The organism is Nocardiopsis sp. NPDC058789, from assembly GCF_042745575.1.
Taxonomy (GTDB): domain Bacteria; phylum Actinomycetota; class Actinomycetes; order Streptosporangiales; family Streptosporangiaceae; genus Nocardiopsis; species Nocardiopsis eucommiae.
Map to the genome: position 1 here is coordinate 94,811 of NZ_JBHYOW010000004.1, position 20,867 is coordinate 115,677.

The 20,867-nt window shown below is 69.2% G+C and carries 24 protein-coding genes and 1 CRISPR repeat array (1 of these 25 cut by a window edge); of the genes, 14 read left to right on the forward strand and 10 right to left on the reverse strand.

Annotated features, from left to right (window positions below; translation table 11 throughout):
• Nucleotides 1-97: 97 nt before the first annotated feature.
• The 6 genes from ACFW3L_RS06535 (at nt 98) to ACFW3L_RS06560 (ending at nt 6,898) form a co-directional block, all read left to right on the forward strand.
• The gene (locus ACFW3L_RS06535) at nt 98-811 is read left to right on the forward strand and encodes a metal-dependent hydrolase (RefSeq protein WP_352387874.1); all 714 of its coding nucleotides are present in this window, start codon (nt 98-100) and stop codon (nt 809-811) included.
• Between the two features lie 82 nt (nt 812-893).
• The gene (locus tag ACFW3L_RS06540) at nt 894-1,553 is read left to right on the forward strand and encodes an O-methyltransferase (RefSeq protein ID WP_352387876.1); all 660 of its coding nucleotides are present in this window, start codon (nt 894-896) and stop codon (nt 1,551-1,553) included.
• Nucleotides 1,554-1,628: 75 nt separating this feature from the next.
• Entirely contained in the window at nt 1,629-2,786 is a 1,158-nt protein-coding gene (locus ACFW3L_RS06545) for an exonuclease SbcCD subunit D (RefSeq protein WP_378737113.1), read from the forward strand.
• Nucleotides 2,787-5,837, forward strand: coding sequence for an AAA family ATPase (locus ACFW3L_RS06550; RefSeq protein ID WP_378737115.1), 3,051 nt, complete (start codon nt 2,787-2,789; stop codon nt 5,835-5,837).
• 39 nt (nt 5,838-5,876) lie between these two features.
• Nucleotides 5,877-6,305, forward strand: a complete 429-nt coding sequence (locus tag ACFW3L_RS06555) for a hypothetical protein (RefSeq protein WP_378737117.1) — start codon at nt 5,877-5,879, stop codon at nt 6,303-6,305.
• A gap of 95 nt (nt 6,306-6,400) precedes the next feature.
• Nucleotides 6,401-6,898, forward strand: coding sequence for a DUF3558 family protein (locus tag ACFW3L_RS06560; protein ID WP_378737119.1), 498 nt, complete (start codon nt 6,401-6,403; stop codon nt 6,896-6,898).
• A 402-nt stretch (nt 6,899-7,300) separates the two neighbouring features.
• Here ACFW3L_RS06560 and ACFW3L_RS06565 read toward each other — a convergent pair whose 3' ends face one another.
• From ACFW3L_RS06565 to ACFW3L_RS06575, 3 genes are all read right to left on the reverse strand, one after another.
• Nucleotides 7,301-7,570 (reverse strand): type II toxin-antitoxin system RelE/ParE family toxin, encoded by a 270-nt coding sequence (locus tag ACFW3L_RS06565; RefSeq protein WP_378737121.1) that lies wholly within the window; start codon nt 7,568-7,570, stop codon nt 7,301-7,303.
• Complete coding sequence (locus ACFW3L_RS06570; protein WP_378737122.1) at nt 7,567-7,875, reverse strand: type II toxin-antitoxin system prevent-host-death family antitoxin; 309 nt, start codon at nt 7,873-7,875, stop codon at nt 7,567-7,569. Before ACFW3L_RS06570 ends, ACFW3L_RS06565 begins: the two co-directional genes overlap by 4 nt.
• A gap of 479 nt (nt 7,876-8,354) precedes the next feature.
• Complete coding sequence (locus tag ACFW3L_RS06575) at nt 8,355-9,608, reverse strand: YcaO-like family protein (protein WP_378737124.1); 1,254 nt, start codon at nt 9,606-9,608, stop codon at nt 8,355-8,357.
• Between the two features lie 725 nt (nt 9,609-10,333).
• Here ACFW3L_RS06575 and cyaB point away from each other — a divergent pair.
• From cyaB to ACFW3L_RS06590, 3 genes are all read left to right on the forward strand, one after another.
• Complete coding sequence (gene cyaB / locus ACFW3L_RS06580) at nt 10,334-10,867, forward strand: class IV adenylate cyclase (protein ID WP_378737126.1); 534 nt, start codon at nt 10,334-10,336, stop codon at nt 10,865-10,867.
• Between the two features lie 334 nt (nt 10,868-11,201).
• Complete coding sequence (locus ACFW3L_RS06585) at nt 11,202-11,651, forward strand: hypothetical protein (protein ID WP_378737128.1); 450 nt, start codon at nt 11,202-11,204, stop codon at nt 11,649-11,651.
• Nucleotides 11,652-11,677: 26 nt separating this feature from the next.
• Nucleotides 11,678-11,887, forward strand: a complete 210-nt coding sequence (locus tag ACFW3L_RS06590) for a hypothetical protein (RefSeq protein ID WP_378737130.1) — start codon at nt 11,678-11,680, stop codon at nt 11,885-11,887.
• An 89-nt stretch (nt 11,888-11,976) separates the two neighbouring features.
• Here ACFW3L_RS06590 and ACFW3L_RS06595 read toward each other — a convergent pair whose 3' ends face one another.
• Both ACFW3L_RS06595 and ACFW3L_RS06600 read right to left on the reverse strand, forming a co-directional pair.
• Complete coding sequence (locus ACFW3L_RS06595) at nt 11,977-13,272, reverse strand: MFS transporter (protein WP_378737132.1); 1,296 nt, start codon at nt 13,270-13,272, stop codon at nt 11,977-11,979.
• Nucleotides 13,273-13,408: 136 nt separating this feature from the next.
• On the reverse strand, nt 13,409-14,278 hold the full coding sequence (locus tag ACFW3L_RS06600; RefSeq protein WP_378737134.1) for an alpha/beta hydrolase: 870 nt from the start codon (nt 14,276-14,278) through the stop codon (nt 13,409-13,411).
• A gap of 280 nt (nt 14,279-14,558) precedes the next feature.
• On the opposite strand from ACFW3L_RS06600, the gene ACFW3L_RS06605 reads away from it, so the two are divergent.
• Nucleotides 14,559-15,170: a TetR/AcrR family transcriptional regulator gene (locus ACFW3L_RS06605; protein WP_378737136.1), complete on the forward strand. Its 612-nt coding sequence runs from the start codon at nt 14,559-14,561 to the stop codon at nt 15,168-15,170.
• 223 nt (nt 15,171-15,393) lie between these two features.
• Here the strand turns inward: ACFW3L_RS06605 and ACFW3L_RS06610 are convergent, their stop codons facing one another.
• The 5 genes from ACFW3L_RS06610 to ACFW3L_RS06630 form a co-directional block, all read right to left on the reverse strand.
• Nucleotides 15,394-15,561: a DUF397 domain-containing protein gene (locus tag ACFW3L_RS06610; RefSeq protein WP_378737138.1), complete on the reverse strand. Its 168-nt coding sequence runs from the start codon at nt 15,559-15,561 to the stop codon at nt 15,394-15,396.
• A 45-nt stretch (nt 15,562-15,606) separates the two neighbouring features.
• The gene (locus tag ACFW3L_RS06615; RefSeq protein WP_378737140.1) at nt 15,607-15,777 is read right to left on the reverse strand and encodes a DUF397 domain-containing protein; all 171 of its coding nucleotides are present in this window, start codon (nt 15,775-15,777) and stop codon (nt 15,607-15,609) included.
• A 308-nt stretch (nt 15,778-16,085) separates the two neighbouring features.
• Nucleotides 16,086-16,262: a DUF397 domain-containing protein gene (locus ACFW3L_RS06620; protein WP_378737142.1), complete on the reverse strand. Its 177-nt coding sequence runs from the start codon at nt 16,260-16,262 to the stop codon at nt 16,086-16,088.
• A gap of 88 nt (nt 16,263-16,350) precedes the next feature.
• A complete protein-coding gene (locus ACFW3L_RS06625; protein WP_378737144.1) occupies nt 16,351-16,536 on the reverse strand; it encodes a DUF397 domain-containing protein in 186 nt (61 codons plus the stop codon).
• Nucleotides 16,529-17,341, reverse strand: coding sequence for a helix-turn-helix domain-containing protein (locus ACFW3L_RS06630; protein WP_378737146.1), 813 nt, complete (start codon nt 17,339-17,341; stop codon nt 16,529-16,531). The genes ACFW3L_RS06625 and ACFW3L_RS06630 overlap by 8 nt, the downstream gene beginning before the upstream one ends.
• Nucleotides 17,342-17,732: 391 nt before the next feature.
• On the opposite strand from ACFW3L_RS06630, the gene ACFW3L_RS06635 reads away from it, so the two are divergent.
• The 4 genes from ACFW3L_RS06635 (at nt 17,733) to ACFW3L_RS06650 (ending at nt 20,167) form a co-directional block, all read left to right on the forward strand.
• Complete coding sequence (locus ACFW3L_RS06635; protein ID WP_378737148.1) at nt 17,733-18,056, forward strand: hypothetical protein; 324 nt, start codon at nt 17,733-17,735, stop codon at nt 18,054-18,056.
• 398 nt (nt 18,057-18,454) lie between these two features.
• A complete protein-coding gene (locus ACFW3L_RS06640; RefSeq protein WP_378737609.1) occupies nt 18,455-18,994 on the forward strand; it encodes an ATP-binding protein in 540 nt (179 codons plus the stop codon).
• Nucleotides 18,994-19,512, forward strand: coding sequence for a hypothetical protein (locus ACFW3L_RS06645; protein WP_378737149.1), 519 nt, complete (start codon nt 18,994-18,996; stop codon nt 19,510-19,512). The genes ACFW3L_RS06640 and ACFW3L_RS06645 overlap by 1 nt, the downstream gene beginning before the upstream one ends.
• Before the next feature lie 97 nt (nt 19,513-19,609).
• Nucleotides 19,610-20,167 (forward strand): ATP-binding protein, encoded by a 558-nt coding sequence (locus ACFW3L_RS06650; RefSeq protein ID WP_378737151.1) that lies wholly within the window; start codon nt 19,610-19,612, stop codon nt 20,165-20,167.
• 505 nt (nt 20,168-20,672) lie between these two features.
• Nucleotides 20,673-20,867: a CRISPR direct-repeat array (repeat unit 29 nt; unit sequence GGGTCCATCCCCGCGTGCGCGGGGAGCAG) (it continues 507 nt past the right edge of the window).

The window sequence follows — 20,867 nt, forward strand, 5'->3', positions numbered from 1 at the left end:
AGCGTTCGTGTTTCCTGAGGATGAAGTGGCTTTTGTTCCCTGTCCGAAACCGGTCTCTGATTCGCGACGATTGGCAGACTCCGCTACGGTTCCCGCCATGATGGGGCACTCGCACGCACTCAGTGGCGTGGTCGGCTGGATGGCGGTCGTACCGCTGGTCCAGGGCACGGAATTCCTTGGACTCAGCTTCGACCTGGGCCCCGGTGAGATCATCGCCGGTTCCCTGGTGTGCGCGGGCGCGGCCCTGCTGCCGGACGTGGACCACAAGAGCGCGACGGTGACCAAGACCTACGGCAAGGCCACCGAGATCCTGAGCGACATTCTCAACTGGGCCTTCGGGGGGCACCGGATGGGGACCCACTCGTTCTTCTTCGCGATCCTCATGGGCGTGCTGGTGCAGGCCCTGGCCCTGTGGTCGGAACTGGCCGTGCAGATCTTCGTGTTCCTGCTGGTCGGAATCGCTCTCCAGGGGCTGGGTTTCGGCATGGACAAGAACCGGACGGCCTCGGGGATCATCAACGCGCTGGGAACGGCGGCGATCACCCTCACCCTGTTCTCGGTGGGCGTGAACTACACGTGGCTGGGCCTGGCGGTGGCCTTCGGCATCGTCCTGCACTTCTTCGGGGACATGATCACCAAGATGGGCGTGCCGATCTTCTGGCCGTTCTGGAAGAAGCGCATCGGCCAGGGCAAGGGCTTCGTCACCAACGGCCCGGTGGAGCAGAAGGTGGTCACCCCGCTGCTCACCATCGGCGTCATCATCGGCTCCGTGTACCTGTTCGACTGGCCCACCCTGCTCCCCGACCACTAGGGACGGACGCGCGCCCGTCCGCACCGGCCGCTCCGAGCGCGGGACGCTTGGCCGGAGCGGTGGGGCCTCCTAGGCTGGCGGCGTGACTCGAACCACAGAGGGCATCAGCCCCGAACTGCACGCCTACGTCGTCGCCCACAGCCAGCCGGTGGACCCGGTCCTGTCGGACCTGGCCGAGGAGACCGCCCGACTGTTCCCCGAGTCCCAGGGGATGCAGATCGGTCCCGAACAGGGCGCCTTCTCCACGCTCCTCACCCAGCTGTCGGGGGCGCGGAACGCCGTGGAGATCGGCACCTTCACCGGATACTCCTCGATCTGCTTCGCCCGCGGCCTGCCCGCGGACGGCACCCTGCTCGCGCTGGACATCAGCGAGGAGTGGACGTCGGTGGCCCGGAGGTACTGGGAGCGGGCCGGGGTCTCACAGAAGATCACCCTGCGGATCGGCCCGGCGCTGGACTCGCTGCGCGCCCTGCCGAGGGAACCCCAGTTCGACCTGGCCTTCCTGGACGCGGACAAGACCGGCTACGTGGACTACTGGGAGGAACTGGTCCCCCGCACGCGCCCCGGCGGGCTGCTGTTGGCCGACAACACGCTGTCCCACGGGCGGGTGGTGGACCCCGAGCAGACCGCGCCGCACGTCCAGGGCATCCGTGACTTCAACGACAGGCTCGTCGCCGACGACCGCGTCGAACAGGTCCTGCTCCCCATCGGAGACGGCCTCACGCTGGCCCGCAGGCTCTGAGCCCTCCGGCTCCGTCCGCCCGGGTTGTCCACAGGCCGGACGGTTCTCCCGGCGGGGACGGGGTGATCTTGGGTAATGTCCAGTTCCATGCGCCTGCTGCACACTTCGGACTGGCACCTGGGTCGCTCCTTCCACCGGGAGAACCTCATCGAGGCCCAGGCCGCCTTCCTCGACCACCTCGTCGACACCATCCACGCGGAGCGGATCGACGTCGTGGTGGTCGCCGGTGACCTCTACGACCGCGCCCTGCCGCCGGTCGACGCCGTGCGCCTGTTCGACCGCGCCCTCGGCCGCATCCGGGAGACCGGGGCCAGGTCGGTGCTGATCAGCGGCAACCACGACTCCATGGCCCGGATGTCCTTCGCCACCGGCCTGATCGACGCCTCCGGGGTGCACCTGCGCAGTTCCCTGGAGGGGATCGGCACCCCCGTGCTGATGGAGGACGAGCACGGCCCGGTGGCCTTCTACGGCATCCCCTACCTGGAACCGGAGATCGCCCGCCACCACTGGGACCTGCCCGAACGCGGCCACCCGGCGGCGATCGGCCACGCGATGGACCTGGTCCGGGCCGACCTCGCCCAGCGGCCGGGCACCCGCTCGGTGGTGCTCTCCCACGCGTTCGTCACCGGCGGGGAGCCCTCCGACAGCGAGCGCGACATCTCCGTGGGCGGGGCCTCGCACGTGCCCGCCTCGGTCTACGACGGCGTGGACTACGTGGCCCTGGGCCACCTGCACGGCCGCCAGACCATCACGCCGTCGGTGCGCTACCCGGGCAGCCCGCTCGCCTACTCCTTCTCCGAGGAGCACCACCGCAAGGGGTTCTGGCTGGTGGACCTGGACGCGGACGGATTCGCCGGAGCGGAGTTCGCCGACGCCCCGGTGCCCCGGCCGCTCTCCCGCGTCCGGGGCCGCCTCGACGACCTGCTCACCGAGGACCGGTGGGAGCCCCACACCGGGCACTGGCTCCACGTCACCCTCACCGACCCCCGGCGTCCCGCCCAGCCCATGGACCGCCTCCGCGAGCGCTTCCCGCACACCCTCATGCTGGAGTTCGACCCCGACGACGGCGACGTGGAGCGGCGGCCCGTCACCGTGGCCGTCGCGGACCGGCCCGAACGCGAGGTGGTCGCGGACTTCGTCGCGTGGGCCCGGGGCAGCGCCGCGACCCCGGAGGAACGCGCGCTGGTGGACCGCGCCGTCGAAGAGGTCCGCGTCCAGGAAGGGACTCGCTAGATGCGGCTGCACACCCTCACGATGACCGCCTTCGGGCCCTTCGCCGGAACCGAGACGGTCGACTTCGACCGGCTCGGCGGGGGCGGGCTGTTCCTCATCCACGGGCCCACGGGCGCGGGCAAGACCTCTGTTCTGGACGCGGTCTGCTTCGCCCTCTACGGCGACGTCCCCGGTGCGCGCGGCAAGGACCGCTCCCCCAGGAGCGACCACGCCGCACCCGGCGTCCGGCCCGAGGTCAGCCTGGAGTTCACCGTCCGGGGACGCCGCGTGCGGATCGAGCGCAACCCGCGGTGGGAGCGGCCCAAGAAGCGCGGAAGCGGCACCCTCACGGAGAACCAGAAGGTCCGCGTGTTCGACTGGCGGGGCGACCGCTGGGAGGGCGTGACGACCCGCCCGGACGAGGCCGGGCAGTTCGTGGGCGACCTGGTCGGGCTCACCATCACCCAGTTCTGCCAGATCGTCATGCTGCCCCAGGGCGACTTCGCCCGGTTCCTGCGGGCCAAGTCCGACGACCGGCGCAAGTCCCTGGAGCGCATCTTCAACACCCGGGTGTTCCGGGACGTGGAGGAGTGGTTCGGCGGGCACGCCCGGAAGCTGGAGCGCGAGGTACGCGCCGCCGACGAACGCGTGCGGGCGGTCTCCGGAAGGATCGCGGAGGTCGGCGGGTCCACGGCCCCGCAGGCCCCGGAGGAGCTCACGGCCTGGGCCGCCGAACTGGCCTCGGTGCAGGCCGCCACCGCCCGCGACGCCGAGGAGGTCACCGCCGAGTTCACGCGGGCCCGGGACCGGGCCAGGGAGGCGCTGGCCACGGGGCGTGAACTGCTCTCCCGCAGGGAACGGCTGGCCGCCGCCCGGGAGCGCCGCGCCCAGCTGGCCGAGCGGCGCGCGTGGCGGACCGGGATCGACACCCGTCTGGCCGCCGCCGAGCGGGCCGACACGGTGCTGCCGTCCCTGCGCGCCCGCGACCACCGCCGCGCCGAACTGGACAAGGCCGAGCTCGCCGTCACCGACCGTCTGGCCCTGGCCAGCGGCCTCGCGGACGTGGACGCCGCCGGGCTGACGCACGTCGACGCCACCGGACTCGCGAACGTGGACGCCGCCGGACTCACGGAGCAGGGGGACCACCCCGACCTCCCCGCGACGCTGCGCTCCGCCGAGAGGTCGCGCCACGACGAGCTCGCCCGCCTGGACCACCTGCGCGGGGACGCCGAACGCCGTCGTTCCCTCCACCGCGACCTCGCCGCGCTCGACCGGCGGATCGCGGCCGTGCGCACCGAGGCGGACCGGGCCCGTGAACGGGTGACGGCGCTGCCCGCCCGGGTCGGGACGATCACCGAGGAGCTGCGCCGGGCCCAGGAGCAGTCCGGACTCACCGACCCCGCGAAGGCCGCCCTCGACCTGGCCGAACGGCGCCGCTCGGCCGCGCAGGAGCACCGGCGCCTGGGTGGGGAGGTCGAGCGGGCCGAGGAGGAGCGGCGGCGCGCGGTCGACACCGCCCAGACCGCCCGCGACCGGTCCCAGGACCTGCGCGAGCGGCGGATCGCGCACATGGCCGCCGAACTCGCCGCCGACCTGGCCGACGGCGCGCCCTGCGCGGTGTGCGGGTCCACCGAGCACCCCTCCCCCGCCGCACCGAGCGCGAGGGGGCTGGTCTCGGCCGAGGAGGAGCGGGCCGCCCAGCAGGCGGCGGACACCGCCGCCGCCCGGCGCACCGAGGCGGAGAACACCCTGGTGGCGCTCCGGGAACGGCACACGGCCGCCGCCGAGCGGGCCGAGGGCCGCACCGTGGAGGCCGCCGCCGAGGAGGTGGCCGCCCGCGAGCAGGAGCTCACCGAGGCCCGCGCCGCCGCCCGCGAGCTGCACCGCCTGGAGGAGGAGCTGGCCCAGGCCACGGCGGACCTGGAGCGGGCCCGCCAACGCGAGGGCGAGCTGGTCCGTGAGGAGAGCGAACTGACCGCCCGCCGCGAGGAGGGGGCGAGGGAGCACGAGCGGCTGACCGCGCTGCTGGACCGGGCGCGCGGCGAGGACGCCGGGCTGGCCGAGCGGATCGCCCGACTGCGCGGCGAGGCCGAGGTGCTGCGCGACGCGGCGGACGCCGTCGAGCTGCGCGGCCGGGCCGCCGAGGAGCTGCGCACCGCCGTCACCGAAGCCGCACGCTCCCTGACCGAGGCGCGCTTCGAAGACGAGGCCGAGGTGGTGGCGGCCGCCCTGGACGAGCGCGGCCGCGCCGATCTCAGGGCCCGGGCCCGCGACTTCGACGACCAGTGGGCGGCGGTCGAAGCCCGTCTGGCGGACCCGGACCTGACCGCCGCCGAACTCGCCCCCGCACCGGATCCCGTGGCCCTGGAGGAGTCCGCCCGGACCGCCGACCGCGCGGCCGACCAGGCGGTGGCGTGGCAGGGGATGCTCACCGACCGGGCCCGGCGTCTGGCGGATCTGCGCGTGGAGCTCGACGGGCAGCTGTCCGGATCGGAACCCGTCCTGCGCCGCTACGCGGTGGCCCAGGGGCTGAGCACCCTCGCGGCGGGGACCTCACCGGACAACACCGACAGCGTCCGGCTGTCCGCCTACGTGCTGGCGGCCCGTCTGGAACAGGTGGTGGAGGCGGCCAACCACCGGCTGCTGACCATGTCGGACGGCAGGTACGAGCTGCGGTACACGGTGGACAAGGCGGCGGGCGACGGCAGAGCCCGCTCCGCCGGGGGCCTGGGCATGCGCGTGGTCGACGCCTGGACGGGGGTGGAACGCGACCCGGCGACGCTCTCCGGCGGGGAGACCTTCTTCAGCTCCCTGGCCCTGGCGCTGGGGCTGGGTGACGTCGCCACCGCCGAGGCGGGCGGCACGGAGATCGACACCCTGTTCGTGGACGAGGGTTTCGGGACGCTGGACGAGGACACCCTGGAGGAGGTCCTGGACGTGCTGGACCGGCTCCGCGACGGCGGCCGTGCCGTCGGGGTGGTGAGCCACGTCGCGGACCTCCGCCAACGCGTCACGACCCGTCTCCGTGTGGTGAAGGCCGCCGGTGGCTCCAGGCTGGAGCACCACGGCTGAGCGCACCCCGGGTTGGGGACGGTGCCGGGCGGTGCGACAATGACCAGCGTGAATTCGCTGGTCAACATCGCCGTGTTCGGAATCGGGGGCGCCATCATGGTGGCGGCCCTGATCGGTCTTCTCCTAGTTGTCTCAGGGAGCGCGCGCGGGTCCTCGCCCCGGTTGCTCACCGCCTTCGGTGCGGCGTCGGTGCTGCTCCTGGTGATGCTTCCGTCGCTGGCCGCGTTCAACGTGATGTCCGGCGGCGGTGGGTTCTGGGTTGGTTTCGCCTCCGCGAGCGTCGTGGCCGCCGTGATGTACGCGGTCAACGTCGCCCTCCTGCCCGTTCTGGCGCGCCGTCAGGCCATGGTCAGCGGGCGCACCGGGCTGGGCGAGCTGCGCCCGTCGGCCTCGGTGCTGCTCGGTGGACTGGTGATCTGCCTGGGTGTGGGTCTGCTCGTCACGGGCGTGACCGCCTTCGTCGTCTGACCGTTTCCGGCCACGCGCGCCACTTCCGAGACGCCGCTCTGTAGCTTCGTGCCGGGGCCCTTCCGGGTCCCGGCACCCTGCGAACGGAGCGGCGTATGCGTGCACGGACCGCCGTGGTGGCGGCGTTCCTGCTCACCGGGTGCGCTGTGGAGCTGGAGGAGCGCGACTCCATCCGGCAGTTCGAGGTCAGCGCGCTGGATCCCACCTCCGCGCATCCGTGTGATCTGCTCCCCGATCCCGCCGCCGTCGATCTGGGCATCCTGGACGAGGAGGGTGAGGGCAGCCCCCAGTCCGACGCGAACTGCTTCTACACGAACCGGGTCGACGCCAGCGTGGACCTCCGCGTGGAGGTCCACGAGGAGAGGGACGCCGTCGAGTCGACCGTCGCCACTGCTTTCTCTGGCCCCGAGGACGAGGAGTTCGTCAGCGTGGAGGGGTACCCGGGCGTGACCCTGGAGTTCCCGGACTCCTGCGACCTCACCGTGGCTGTCTCCGATGAGCACTCGTTCTACGTGCAGGTCAGTGCTGATGAGGCGTGCGAGCTGGCTGTTGGGGTGGCACGTACCGCGATCGACAATGCCCGGGAGACGTGATGTCGCGCCCCGGTATCTGTCATCCTGTGCCCAGGAGTGGATCGACCCAAAGGTCAAGCGGAGACAACGGACCACGTTTTCGCAGGTCGTGAACCGTAAGCCCCGCACACGCGGGGATGGACCGGTGTGGGTGGACGACTGGACAGGGTACGGGCGGTAGGCCCCGCGCACGCGGGGATGGACCGACGTCCCAGTCCATCGGTGTCCCGCAGTGGGAGTAGGCCCCGCACACGCGGGGATGGACCCTTCATCATGTCGGCCAGCGCGGCCGTCCCAGCATGAGTTACCGAAGCACGCGAGGGGGACGACGGGCCCACGGTCTGTGGGGCGACACCCGTGGCTCCGTGGTGTCCACGGCCATGACGTGTTCTCTGGCCAGGGAGAACTTCGAGGCAGACACCGTCACAGGTCGCGGTAGACCTCACGACGGTGCGCCACGCTCAACACGAGCACGAGCAGCTCCCCATCACGGATCGCGTACACGATCCGATAGTCGCCCACTCGGACCCGCCAGAGATCGGGCTCGCCTTTGAGCGGGATACTCCCAGCGGGGCGGGGATCAACCGTCAGCTCCTGCACCTTGCGAGCGATCCGCAACCGCACCGGCTTGTCAAGCTTGTCGAGCTGTTTGTACGCCTGTTCAGCGAAGGAAACCGTGTAGATCCCGCTCACTGCCCCAGCTCTTCCGCGCTCAGACCGATCCGGCGCATGACCTCGTCGAAGGGCACGGTCGTGGACCGCCCTGCCTCGATATCGGCCAGCCGTTCGGCAGCGATCCGAGCGTCTCGTTCGTCCAACAGCTCCTCGTAGTGCTCGACCATCTCGGCCGGCACGATCGCCGCGGCCCGCTGGTGGCGACGGCCCCGGGTGACGAAGGTGATCTCGCCCCCGTAGACCGCGCGGTTGACTCGCTCGGAGAAGTGGTCGCGGGCCTGGGTCACGGACAGCTCGTGCGCATCACTGGTGTCGGTACTCATGCATCCCATCATGCCCTATGACGCCAACATGGCGTAGTTGGTGCTCTTGGCGTGATTCTACGCGCCCTGTGGCCTGGTGCCCGCGCCACCGCCGTTGACCTGGGCATCCTGAGCAGGACAACGAGGGCAGCCCCAGTTCGACGCCACTGCTTCTGCACGAACCGGGTTGACGCCTGCGTGGACCTGCGTGTGGAAGTCCACGAGGAGAAGGACGCCGTCGAGACGACCGTCGTCGATGCCTTCTCCGGCGCCGACGACCAGGAGTTCGTCAGTGTCGAGGGGTACCCGGGCGTGACCATGGACTTCCCCGACTCGTGCAACCTGACCGTGTCCATCTCCGATGAGCACTCGTTCTACTTGCAGGCCAGCGCGGACAAGGCGTGCGAGGTGGCTGTTGGAGCTGGCGGGGTTGCCCCGGTGAACGTCGTGGGGGTGGGGCGGATCGCGACGATGTCGTCGGGGTCCCGGGTACGCGAGCCTCAGTTCGCTGCCCGGGTCATGTGCGCGCGGGCACGGGGACCAGGAACCACACACTGGCCGCTGGTGACGGCGAAGAAGCGTTCCAGGCCGGGTACGCACACCGAGACCGTGCTCACGCCGTTGGCCGCCTCGTGGAGGACCCGCCCGTAGGGGCGGTGCCCGTGGGCGGTGAGCACGCGCACCAACTCGGCCAGGTGCCCGGCGGGGGTCTTGGGCGCGTTGGTGGCGGTGAAGGCGAGCACCCTCGCGGAGCCGAGGTGGGGGGTGAAATCGGCCCGGCCAGCGCGCAGGAGCGCAGGGTGGTGGGACAGCGCGGCGAAGTCGGTGGGAGGGTGCTCCTCGTTTTCAAAGATCGCGAGGACCTGCACGAACTCCTCCAACGCACGACGGGCGGCGTGCGCGGCGCACAGGGAGGCGCCGTACCCGGCCATGGGGTGGCCGTGGCGGGCGGGAGCGTAGGCGTGGAACGCCGGCATGCCGAGGTCGGTGGTCATCTCCAAGAGCCACACCCGGGTGCCGGAGCGGTCCTGGGCTCGGGTGTGGAGCTGGCGCAGGCCCTCGGGCAGGCTCGTCGGGTCCACCACGCGCAGGGGCTCCGGATGTGGGTCCAGGAAGGTGGAGGAGAGCAGCATCGAGAGGGCGTCACGTTCGACGGTCTCGGCCAGGGCATGCACGAAGGCCTCGGTGTCCGTGGCACCGATGGCGGTCCCGTTGTTGGTGCTGTAGCGCGCCACGGTCGAGTAGTCGAAAGCGTCGCCCAGGGCACGGCGCTGGTGGGGGGTCGCGGAGAGGTAGGAGGGGGTGTGCAGGTACACCGGCACGTCCACGCTGGCGCCGGAGCCGTCCAGCGCGGTGTGGGTGCGGCAGGCCAGGGGTGTGGGCGGAGCCAGGGCCAGGGGGCGTATCGCGGGGTCGGTGGCCAGTTCCTCGGACGCGAGCTCCTCGGAGGAACGCAGCACCAGGTGTTCGGCGGTGATGGCGTGGGCGTCGCTGTGGTGGTGTTCCAGGGCTTCGAAGAGCGCGCCCACGCGGGCTTGCTCGCTCTCGCCCTTGCCCGCCCCGACACCGGCCGGGGCGAGGGTGTCGTCGCTGCGGTGCAGGTGGCAGCGCCAGGCGCCGTCCAGGTCGCGCAAGCGGGCGTGCAGTCCGGTCTGGGCCAGGGTCTGCTCGGCGAGCTCAAGGGCCCGGTCCAGGGAGAAGGTGCGCTCTCCGGCCTGAGGGGTGCGGTGTGCCGGGGTGGAGGTGGTGGTCATCGCGCGGCCCGATGGGGGCAGTGCCTTTCAGGTCGGGTCGGGCACCGGGGTCCGGGGCGTTCCCTCGAAGGAAGGTGCCGCCCCGGACGTGGACTAGTCTTGCGCGTCGGTTTCCTGAGTCGACTGGGTCTGTTCGACCTGCTGGAGTTCCTGCTCCTCCAGGTCCGTCAGGCGGTTGTGGGGGCCGCCGCCGACTGAGTCCCAGGTTCGGATACCCATTATTGCCATCCTGTTCGCTCGGTCGCCATTCTGGCATTGAGGGAAATACCCGCGCCTCACCGGGACACAAACACAGACGATTGATATCGGGGGGAATATGAGGTTTGCGTGAATAGGCGGCGAATATGATGATCTGGGCACAACCTCGGCGACGCCGCGCGCGGCGGTGACCCATCGCTTCCACCCCTGCGGAACGCGGTGTTCGAGGAGTCCGAGGCACCCGGCCCCCACGGGCGGCGCCCATCCGGTGGCCTGTCTCGGCGCCGCGTTGGCCAAGGGTCAGGGGAAGTCATCGAACTCCCGGCTGACCCCGCGCGCGCAGTAGGCCGAGCGCACGCGGGAATGGACCGGCGATTCTGGAATCCTACCGTCCCGTGCTTTAGTCCGGCGAAGTGAGCCGGGGCCGCCCCTTGAGTACTTGGAATTCGTGAATGCGCCCCATTGCACTCGGGCTGTCGATAGTCTTTCGTGAGCAGTGACACCAGTGTGAATCCGGGGGCCCACCGATGCGCGAGATCGAGACGAAGTACCGGGTGCGGGACCTGGAGGCGCTGCTGGTGGCGCTCAAGGAGGCCGGTGTGAAGGTGAGCGACCCCGTTCACCAGGATGACCTGGCGTACGCTCCCCGGGGCTGGGACCCCTCACAGGGCAAGCTGGGATTCACGTTCGCCCGGCTGCGCACCCAGGACGGCGAACACGTCGTCACCACGAAGACGCCCACGGCCACCGCGATGGAGTGCGTCGAGCACGAGACGACAGTCGCTGACCGAGAGGCGATGCACGGCGTGCTCACGAGCCTGGGCTACGTGCCCAACGTGCGCATCGCCAAGACCCGCCGGGGCGGAAGAGCGGGGGAGGTCTCCGTCTGTGTGGACGAGGTGGAGGGGGCCGGGGTCTTCCTGGAACTGGAGATCCTGGTCGATGACGACCGGGACGGCCGGGCCGCCCAGGACGACCTCGATGCCTGGGCCCGCAATCTCGGCGTGGATCTGGAGCGCACCACCGACACCTACGACATCCTCGTGCGCCCCTCCCCCTGATCTCACCTACCGCCCGGACGGACGGCCCCGTGCCCGCCAGACGACGAGCGGAGACCGTCGCCGCGTGGGCTGTCCGGGAACTCCTCGTAGACCGCCCAGGCAGGAGCAAGGATCACGGCTGGCAGGAAGGACGACGAGGACGACGGACACGTCTTCGTCCCGTGCTCGCCGGACGACAACGGCTGCTCACCTGGTGTGTCGCCGTCCAAGTGCCCTCCCCGTAACTGACGGAGCCGTTCGATGCACGAGCAGGTTCGACAGCTCATCGCCCCCCCACACCGGGCGGATCCGTGAGGTGGTGCCGACCGGGGGGTTCAGCGCCTCCACCACGGCCGTGGTCACCGGTGAGCACGGCAGGTTCTTCGTGAAGGCTGTCCCGGATCGGCCGGGAGGGCTCCTTGGAGAAGTCGAGCGCGAGGGCGCGATCAACTCCCATCTGGGCGGACTGGCTCCCCGACTGCTGTGGCAGGTTCGGGGCGCGGGGTGGTTCGTGGTCGGGTTCGAGGTCATCGACGCGCGTCCCACCAACTACGCGCCTGGTTCTCCGGACCTTCCGCGACTCGTGGAGGCGATGGACCGGATCGTAGGTCTCCCTCTCCCTGACGTGGCACGGCCGTGGGTGGAAGACCGGTGGGACAGGGCCCTGGCAGGTGAGGAGGTCAACGTAGTCCGAGGTGATCACCTCACCCACGCGGACCTGCACCCTCACAACGTCCTCATCGACGCCGACGACAGGTTGTGGTGGTCGACTGGGCGTGGCCGACGCGGGCTTCCGCGGTCGTGACACCTTCGGGGTTGGCGGTGCAACTGGTGTCAGCGGGGCAGGACCCCGCCGATGTGGAGAAGCTGTTCGCCTCCTCGGACACCTGGGCACACGTGGACCGGGACGCGCTGGTGGTGTTCGCACGCGCCCAAGTGCGCATGCACCGGCACTACACGCGGCTGCGGCCTGACGAGGAGTGGTTGGTGGCGATGCTGGACGCAGCGAGGGACTGGTACGAGCACCTCAAGAGTGCATGACCAGGGGCGTGACCGGCTCGGAATGACCGTGCACGGGTGGGAACCAACCACTAGCGGACCAGAGGGACCACTGGCGGGACGAGTTTCACTCAGGGATTCCGGGGCTGGGCGGGGTGGGAACGTGTGCGGCTCCGGAGGAGGTCGCACACTCCGGCGACGAGGGCGACCACAAGCGCGACCGCCGCACACGCGATGATCGCCCAGGTGGGGCCGACGGCGGAGATCGCGGCTCCGGCGACCAGCCCCGCGGCGCCGTAGCCGATGCCCTTGGCGGCATACAGCGACGAGAAGGCGAAGCTCCAGTCCTGCGGGGGCACCTGCTCCTGGACCACGAGCGCGCGCGACATGAGCACGGGCACCTGGATGCTGCCCGCGGCGACGAAGAACGCACCCACCAGGTACGCCTCGTTCAGGAAGCTCACGAGGCCCACGCCACCCACGAGGACGCAGTAGACCAGGAGCAGCCCGGTGGCGTGCGCCCGCTGGCGAGGCCACCGGCGCGAACCGTAGACGAGACCGCCGAGGACCCCGACGGCCGACGCCGCGCCCAGGATGAGGCCGGGCAGCGCCGCGCCGGACCCCATCGCCATGAGCAGGGCCGGTAGCGCGACCGAGGCGGCTCCCAGGGTGAACATCGCGGCGCCGTCCTGGGCCAGGGAGGGCCAGAACTGCCACAGGCGACCGCCGCTCCGCTCCTTCGGGGCTCCCCCCGCCTGATCAGAGGCCAGGAAGAGGGACTGACGCGGCAGGCCCAGGGCGGCCAGTCCTCCCAGGAACGAGGCCACGGCCATCGCACCGACCGGCCAGGTGCCCGCCCCGGCGGCGACGAGCACCCCGACCAGCGCGGGGGACGCCGCCCAGATCGTCGCGCTCACCGTTTCCTCCAGGCCCAGTGCCGCAGGTCGGGTGTGCGCGGGGACCATGCGTTGCAGGAGGCTACGCAACCCGCCGTAGGTGCCAGCGGACACGGCGCCGCCCAGGGCGGCCAGCAGAACCAGCAGGGCTACGGAGAGCTGGTGGGCGAAGACGAACAGGAGCAGGAAGAACACGCCTTCGGCTCCCAGGACGAGCGCCGTCTCGCCACGGGGCGGCCGACGGTCGAACCTGCGTCCCATCCAACCGGCGGCGGCCGCCTCGGCCAGGGCGTGCGCGCTGACCAGGAGCCCGCCGACCAGGAAGGAACCGGTCACCGCGTATCCGAGGTAGACCAGGGCGAGCGGTGCCATGGCCACGGGCACACGCTGGAGGACCAGGACCACGGCCCACACGGTCAGACCGGGTGTGCGCAGAACGCTCACGTACCCCGCGAGGCCGCGCTTCTCCGTGGCCGGTGTCGCCGGTGCGGGGGTCTCGTCGCCGTCGGTGCCGGCCTCTTGATCGTTCACGGTTGCGGCTTCCTTCGTGCGGCCAGGCGGGGGTGCGACTTTCTGGCACGGAGCGCCAGAGTCTCACCTCCCGCCGTGCGGCACAACGCCGTGGAGAACCGCGTTCCGCATGGCCGCGCGAGACCGACACGAACGATCAGCGACCGTGGGCGGTCTTCAGGTAGCTGAGGAACGACGCCTGCACTCCGGTGACGTGCGTCTCCTGGAACAGGGCATGGGTGACCTGCTCCGACCGGCCCTTGGCGTGCAGCTGTTCCACGACCGCGAGGACGTTGCGGGCCATCCCTCGGTAGAACGGGATCTCGCCCAGGAGCTCGGCCTCGTTCAGCGTGATGTGCAGCCGGGGCGCGGCTTCCTCCTCGGTGGGCTCCGGCAGGGCGTCGAGGAGGGTGAGGATCTGGCTGTCCGTGCTGGCCACACCGGGGCTGCCCGCGCCGATGCTCGCGAAGAGTCCCGTGTCCCGCAGCCATGCGTAGAGCGCGAAGAGGCCCCCATAGGAGTAACCGAAGAGGCCGTGCCCGGAGTCGCTGACCCGCAGTCTCGACCGCAGGTGGGGGTGGAGTTCGTCGGTCAGGAAGTCGAGGAAGAGGTCGGCGCGGCACTCCGCGAGCTCCGCGAGGTAGGCGTCCACCTGCTCCTGGGTCATCGCACCCGACTCACGAGCCGACTCAAGGGTGGCCAGCATGGCGTCCCCGGAGGGTTCCCCGGGCGGCACGAGGTCGCGGTTGCGGATCTGCGCCCAGTTCTCGGCCTCCTCGCCCGCGTACCCGATGGTCACCTGGATGTACGGGGCGATCGTCAGGTAGGGGTCCGCCTGGGCGGCGATGATCGGCGCGGTGAACCCGACGGTCCAGTTGCCGTCCAGCACGTAGAGGAGCGGCAGGGGTTCCGTGGAGTCCGCGTAGCCGGGGGGTGTGGTCACCCAGACGGCGTAGTGGCGTCCCGACTTCGCGGTCACCTCCAGGTACTCCGTGTCCTGCAAACAGCCGTGCAGCAACCCGCTCATCGGGTCTTCCCTTCGTCGTGCGGCCGCCCCGAAGACGAGGTCGGCCAGGTCTGGATCAGCGAACACCCCGGGGCCGTGGAGCGAGTCCCGTCGTCGGTCGGGCGGCCCCGACCCGGACCCTCCCGCCCGGACCGAGGATGTCGGCGTCGCCGCTGGTGAACGACGCCCGTGGCGGCCTCCGGACGTCCCGTCGCGGACACCCGCACCGTCGAACTCAACAGTGGTGAATTGGATGTGCGATAACGTACTCAACAGTGGTGAAACTGTCAAAGGAGGCAACGTGAGAGCGCCGGTGGGGGAAGGGAAGCAGCGTCTCCTGGAGGCGCTGTTCGAGGAGTTCGGCCAGAACGGCCCCAGCCCGAACCTGTCGATGCGGCAGGTGGCGGAGCGACTCGGCGTGCACCACACGTTGCTGACGTACCACTTCGGATCGCGGCCGGGTCTGCTGCGTGCCGTGCTACTGGAGGCGCGCCGCCGCGACAACCTGGTCATCGCCGCGACCGGTGACGAACTCGGGTTCGTGGCCCTGTGCAGGGCCGTGTGGAGCTTCTACTCGGACCCGGCGCACGAGGACCGCACGCATGCCTTCTTCCACCTGGTGGGGCTCGCGGTCTACGAGCGGGAGGCGTTCCAGGAGCTCGTCGTCGACATCGACCACCTGGAGCGTCTTCTCGAAGCGGCGGCGCTGCGCGACGGAGCCACGGAGACCGATGCCAGACAGCAGAGCATCATCGCGACCGCGTGCCTGCGAGGGCTGCTGCTGCAAAGGCTGCTGAGCCCGACCTCCGAGGTCGACGCCGCGGCCGAACGCTTCATCACCTCGCTGGCAGCGTTCGAGGGAGAGGGCCACGCACCGTCGACCGCCGTGGGCCAGACACCGACCGGGCAGTAGATCGGGGCCACGATCGCACCAGCGAACGGGCCCGTTCACGGGCGCCCGGAGCAGGTGCGGAGTGACCTCGCGCTTCGGCTCAGGTCGCCGTCCTCCGCCCGCCCGGTAGCAGTGGAACGGTGACGCCACGTACCTACGATCACTGACGCCACAGTGTGATGCCTGTGTCCAGCAAGCTCGGCACCGCCCCGACTGCTCACTGTGTTGGGCCAGGCCACTTCGTTCAGGGACGTACGGCCGCCACGAACGCCTTCCACTCAGCAGCGGACACTTCGAGATGACACAGGTTGCGGTTCTGTGTGTCGCGCACCGCTGCACCCTCCTCGGTGGCACGGGCCTCCACGCAGTTGGCACCGTTGGCGCTGTAGCTCGACTTTTGCCACTCGACCATCGGAATTCCTCCTCCTTCTTCCTCAGCAGGCCCGGAGAGCGGGCTCTAGTTGGCGCTCACCGTGTCGAGGAGCGCGGACCACTCATCAGCACCAAAGGTGAGGTGGCCGAGTTCCCTATTCTGTGTGTCACGCACGGCAGCTCCGCTCTGATACTCCCGGGCTTCTACGCAGTTCTGGGAACCTGAGCTGTAAGTCGACTTGCGCCAGCCCGTCATCGGAATTCCTCCGCTTTCGTCCCATCAAGTTCAGCGTTGCATCCAGGGAGCGAGCTCCCTGGATCCCAGTAGACCAGCAGCGACTTCTCGATCGCCTTGACCACGATCTCACCCTCTCAGGTACTTGGGGAAGAGCGAGTTCTGAGGCCATTGAGCACCGTGGCGATGAGGCAGATGGGGTGATTGTTGTGCACGATACTTTCAGGCCCTTTGGTCCTGGAGTTGCACTTTCTCTACAGGTAGCCTGAACAGGCACAACACGAACCGGACCTCGCCAATATCCCTGGCTAGGTCCGGTTCACTTCGCCTCAGAGGCGCACAGCCTCCACGAACGCCTTCCACTCAGGAGCAGGCGCCTCCAGGTGACCCAGGTTGCAGTTCTGGGTGTCGCGCACCGCAGCGCCCTGCTCGCTGGCACGAGCCTCCACGCAGTGGCCACCGCTGCCGTTGCTGTAGGAGGACTTGGCCCACTCTTCAGTCATCATGTGAAGCTGCCTCGAATCTCTTCCATCCATGGTCCTGACGCTGACACCGGAATGGCGGACCCTGGCGAAGTCCGGCCTATGTGCCCAGCTAGGAGATCGCAGCCCTCAGGAAGGCCGTCCACTCTGCTGATGGAGTGTCGAGGTGCCCCAGGGAGCGGTTCTCCGTGTCTCGCACGAGAACGGTTCTCCCCTCAGCCACCTCAACACAACTCCCGTTGGCTGTGCTGAAACTGCTCTTGTGCCACGCACGCTGCTGTTGCTCTGAACTACTCATCAAGCTCTTCCTTGACCTTCCTGATGAACTCTGCGGACTGCCCCGGCGACAGGGCCTCAGCCTGGACAGCGCTGAACACTGCCAGACAGGCCTGTACCTTGCGACTGTCGTCCATCAGAAGCTCACCTTGCTGATGCTCAGCCGACGCCACCATCGGCTTATCCGCGAAGGAATATACGCGGAACGAGCCAGAAGCACCCGGATGAGACCCCGGATTGGGTGGCACCACCTGTAGTCGTACTACCCGCTTCTCCATGAGCATCAGCACACGAGCGAGCTGTGTGGACAGGATCCTGCGGCTGCCGATCACGCGCGTAACGGCAGTCGCTTCCAAGACCATGTAGATCAAGGGTGGGTTGCTCTCCAGAATCACCTGCCGCCTCATCCGAGCCTTGACCATCTCCGCCAGCTCCGCTGCGCTGACTCCAGGAGACGTGTCACGGTTCGCAGCGCGCGCGTAATCCTCGGTCTGGATCAGGCCGGGCACCACCTGGCTCTGATATTCCCGAAGCTCGGTCATCATCCGTTCCAGCTGCTCTACCTCTGGATACCACGAGGGAACGGCTGCTGCTTCGTGCGCCCCCTTCCACGCGCGGTGGACTACACCCGGACTCTCAAGGGCTTGGTCTATATTTCGAGCCATCGATTCGGACATTGCCCGCGTCCCCTTCTCCCACGAGGAGAGTGTGGAGGGGACGACGTTCAGGGCGCTGGCCAGGTCCTTCTGCTTGACGTCGGCATTAGCGCGGACCTTCCTTAGCACACTTCCAAGCTCTACCAGTTCGGGCTTGAGGGAGCGAGACATTGGACTCCTGATTCACCGTGATGTCTACCCGGTACACCAATTCTGCGTGAAGTCTTCACCAAGGTCCACTCACTTCACGTAATCGTGACCGCTCAGTGATGTCCCTAGCGCAGAGCGTGTTCGATCTTTCATGGTGGGTTCGAGACGCCAATCGGTGTCCGGAAATCCCAAAACCCCCGGCGGCCCAAGCCAAAAGTGGCCACCCGGAGTTAGAGCCCACCCCGAAGCCCCCGAGGTGAGACATATGCGATCTATCCATAATTATCCCAGGGCGCCAATCGTCCATTTCGGGCGATATCCCCGTGCGCTCCTGTTCTCCGAACCCGCCCGCCACGGCATCCTGCTCGGACCCACCCGCGAGTACCGGCCCCTGTCCTCCTGGTGCCGGAACATGCTTCCCGTTCAGGGCACCCGGCTGGCACGGATCGCACGCATCCTCGTCTCCAACGCCCACCAGCACTCCCGGTCGGGGCTGCCTGGTGGAACCGTCCGCGTGATCCTGGACCAGACGCTCCTCCCGCTCCCCCGCCTGTACGTCACCGACCAGGGACCGCGAAAAGCGACCTCGCCCGAGTACCCGCAGTTGAACCCCGGCGCAAGCACGTCCGGGCTGGCGGTCCTCAACCACCTCGCCCTCTCCTGGACCCCCTCTTGGACCTGGGACGGCCACCGCATCCAGCAGACCACCGTCGAGGTCGTCCTCGACCTCAGCTGACACACGAGTCACCTCTGGCTCGAAGCACCCCCAGAAACAGAACCGAAGGCCGAGCACCCTGCGCGAAGCCCGTGCCCTCAGCTCACGCCATCAACCCACGACAACCTTCAGGAGAGCCGGTCGAACATGAACGCTGACCACTTGTCGCCCCGACCAGAGCGGCGCACCCGAGCGTCCGCAAATCCGTGCACCCAGGTGCACGCCTTCACCACGAACACTCACAGCCCTGCCCGATGCAGCACCCCTCAGTCATCTCAGGAACCGGTGGTCCCCTCGCCCCGGCGGCCGATCGACTCCATCCCCATGCAGGTCCTGGGGTTCGTCCTGGCCGGGCTGCGACGGTTGGCGGTGGCCACGTGAGCGGCGTTTTCTCCCCCGAACTCGCCCACCGCGAGGCCATGGTCCCGTTGGCGAGCTTCATCAAGCCGTTCCACGCTCACTACTTCTCCCGCGCCGAGGGCCCACCCTTCCGCAAACGCCGGTACTCCTTCGCCGGGCTCCCCAGCCTGATGCCCCTGGTGCGGGCGTTCCTGGACACCAGTGCCGCTGAACGCTCCCTCGACTTCCGGTTCGTGTTCACGCTGCTGGGGTCGGAGTTGGCGAACAACTCCATCGCGCACTCTCTGTCGAGTGAGCACGGCAGTACCTTCACGCTCATCGTCGATCGAGGTGCGACCGGGATGACGTTGATCTGCCAGGATCAGGGCGCCCGGTACCCCATGGAGCCTGGGCCGTTCACCGCGGCTGACCTGGACACTCTCGACCCCGATGCGGGTCCCGGCAGCGGCCGGGGTCTGGGGCTGGTCAACGCGTTGGCGGACCGGTGGGGCGACAACGGCAACCCGAAGTTCCGACAGGTCTGGTTCCACCTCTCCTACGACCTCACCCACAACCCGTGGACGCAATCCAACACCGCAGAGGACAAGGTGGAGTGCTGATGTTGGACATCGACACCCGGGACCTGCTCGCAACCGCCGAGGACGCGTTGGCCGCCCCCGCTCATCTGACTCCCGCTCAGGTGGATGTGTGGCACAACCACACCCTGCGCAACCGCATCCCGGTGATCCTGGAGGCCCTACGGATCGCGCGGGAGGACAGCGATGGGGAACTAGCGGTCCGGTTGATCGTCCAGGCCATCCACGACCACCCCGCACCCACACGGGTACCCGGCAACAGGCCCGTGGCAGGGAAGGTTCCGAAAGACAAGGACTCCAATCCCGGGCTCCCGGTCCCCGAACACGTGCTCTGCGCTCTGCTGCACAAGCACTGGAACATGACCGTCGAAGGCCAGGCTCCCAACGAAACCTTCGTGGCCCGCCGACCCCTGGGCTGGACCGGTGACGGCGACCCCTACGAGCGCATCACCGCACCCAACCGCACCGAACTCCTGCGGCTGCTCGCCCACCGCCACCTCGGAGTCCACAGGGGCGATCCGGAACCTCCGCCCGCTGCCTGAGCCCCGAAGCCGTTCCACGAAAAAGCTCTGGCGGGTGCAGCAACACCCCCAGAGCAGGCCGACAGCTCAACCCCTTGAAGAGAAAGAGATTGCCGACATGGCCATTGTGCCGCACACCCACGCCCCGGACCACACGATCAACCGGCCCGACAACGAGCACCGGTGGCAGAGTCGCGTCTACCCCGGTCAGCTCTCCGAAGCCCGTCAGGTCCGCACCGACCTGCACACCGACCTCGCCAGTCTGCTCACCCTGCCGGTCGAAGCGAGGGAGAGCATGGTGTTGTGCGTGAGCGAGATGTTCGCCAACGCCTGCGACCACTCCCGTTCCGGACAGGACCCCGAGGGGAGGGTGGTCCGCACCCTGGACACGCCTCGCCCGAGGACGGTCCGGATCTCGGTCATCGACGACGGCACCCGCACCGATGCCTCCTCGGACTCCTCCCCGAAGGTCCCGCACAGGCGTACCCGGAAGGAGTGGGATCAGGCCGAACGCGGCCGGGGCCTGCTACTGCTCGGCCACCTCGCCACCCGATGGGGATTCCGGCCGGTGCTGGACTTCCCGTTCTGCGCGGGGCTGGGCACCGTCATCTGGGCCGAGTTCACCCTTCCCGTGCTGAACTGCGGCGGGGACTCCGCTGGTGGGGGTGCCCTGTGACCGGTCACGAACTCGACCCCAGCGTGCGCTCGGTCCTGACCGCGCGAGGCCACCGCTTCCCCCGCACCGCCGCGCATCCACTGCGGGGCGTCCCGTGGCCACCCGCGTCACCGGAGTCACCTGCGCCCCCGCCGCTCCGAGTCGAAGCCCCCCAGGACCGGTACGCACGCCTGCTGCGCCAAATGCAGGGCAACCCCCGGGTGACCCACATGCTCGAACACGGTCCGGTGCCGCACTGGATGCTCGTGGCTCGCCAACAGCGTGAACAGAGGGCGAGGGAGGCCCGGGAAGCCGATGCCTCCGCTCGAGCCGAACCAGAACCCGTTCCTCCCAGGGGCCGCCACCGCGCACCCTGCCGGTGGTGGGGATGGCCCGCCACCGCCATCAGCTCCACCCTCTTCCTGGGACTCACCACCCTAGAGACCGTGGGTCGGAACCTGACCCACGCCATCGGCATCCTGGCCTGACCGGTGAGAAGACGGGGTCGGGCGACGAAGCCGTCGCCTGGCCCCTCCCCGCGTGCGCGGGAGGCAGCCTGCGATCCCGTTGACCGCAGGCTTGATGGCGGGTCCATCCCCGCGTGCGCGGGGAGCAGATCCCCAAGTGGGAAGTCCAGGTGACCGGAATGGGTCCATCCCCGCGTGCACGGGGAGCAGGAGGCCGAGTTCATCAAGGCCACGGACGAGTGGGGTCCATCCCC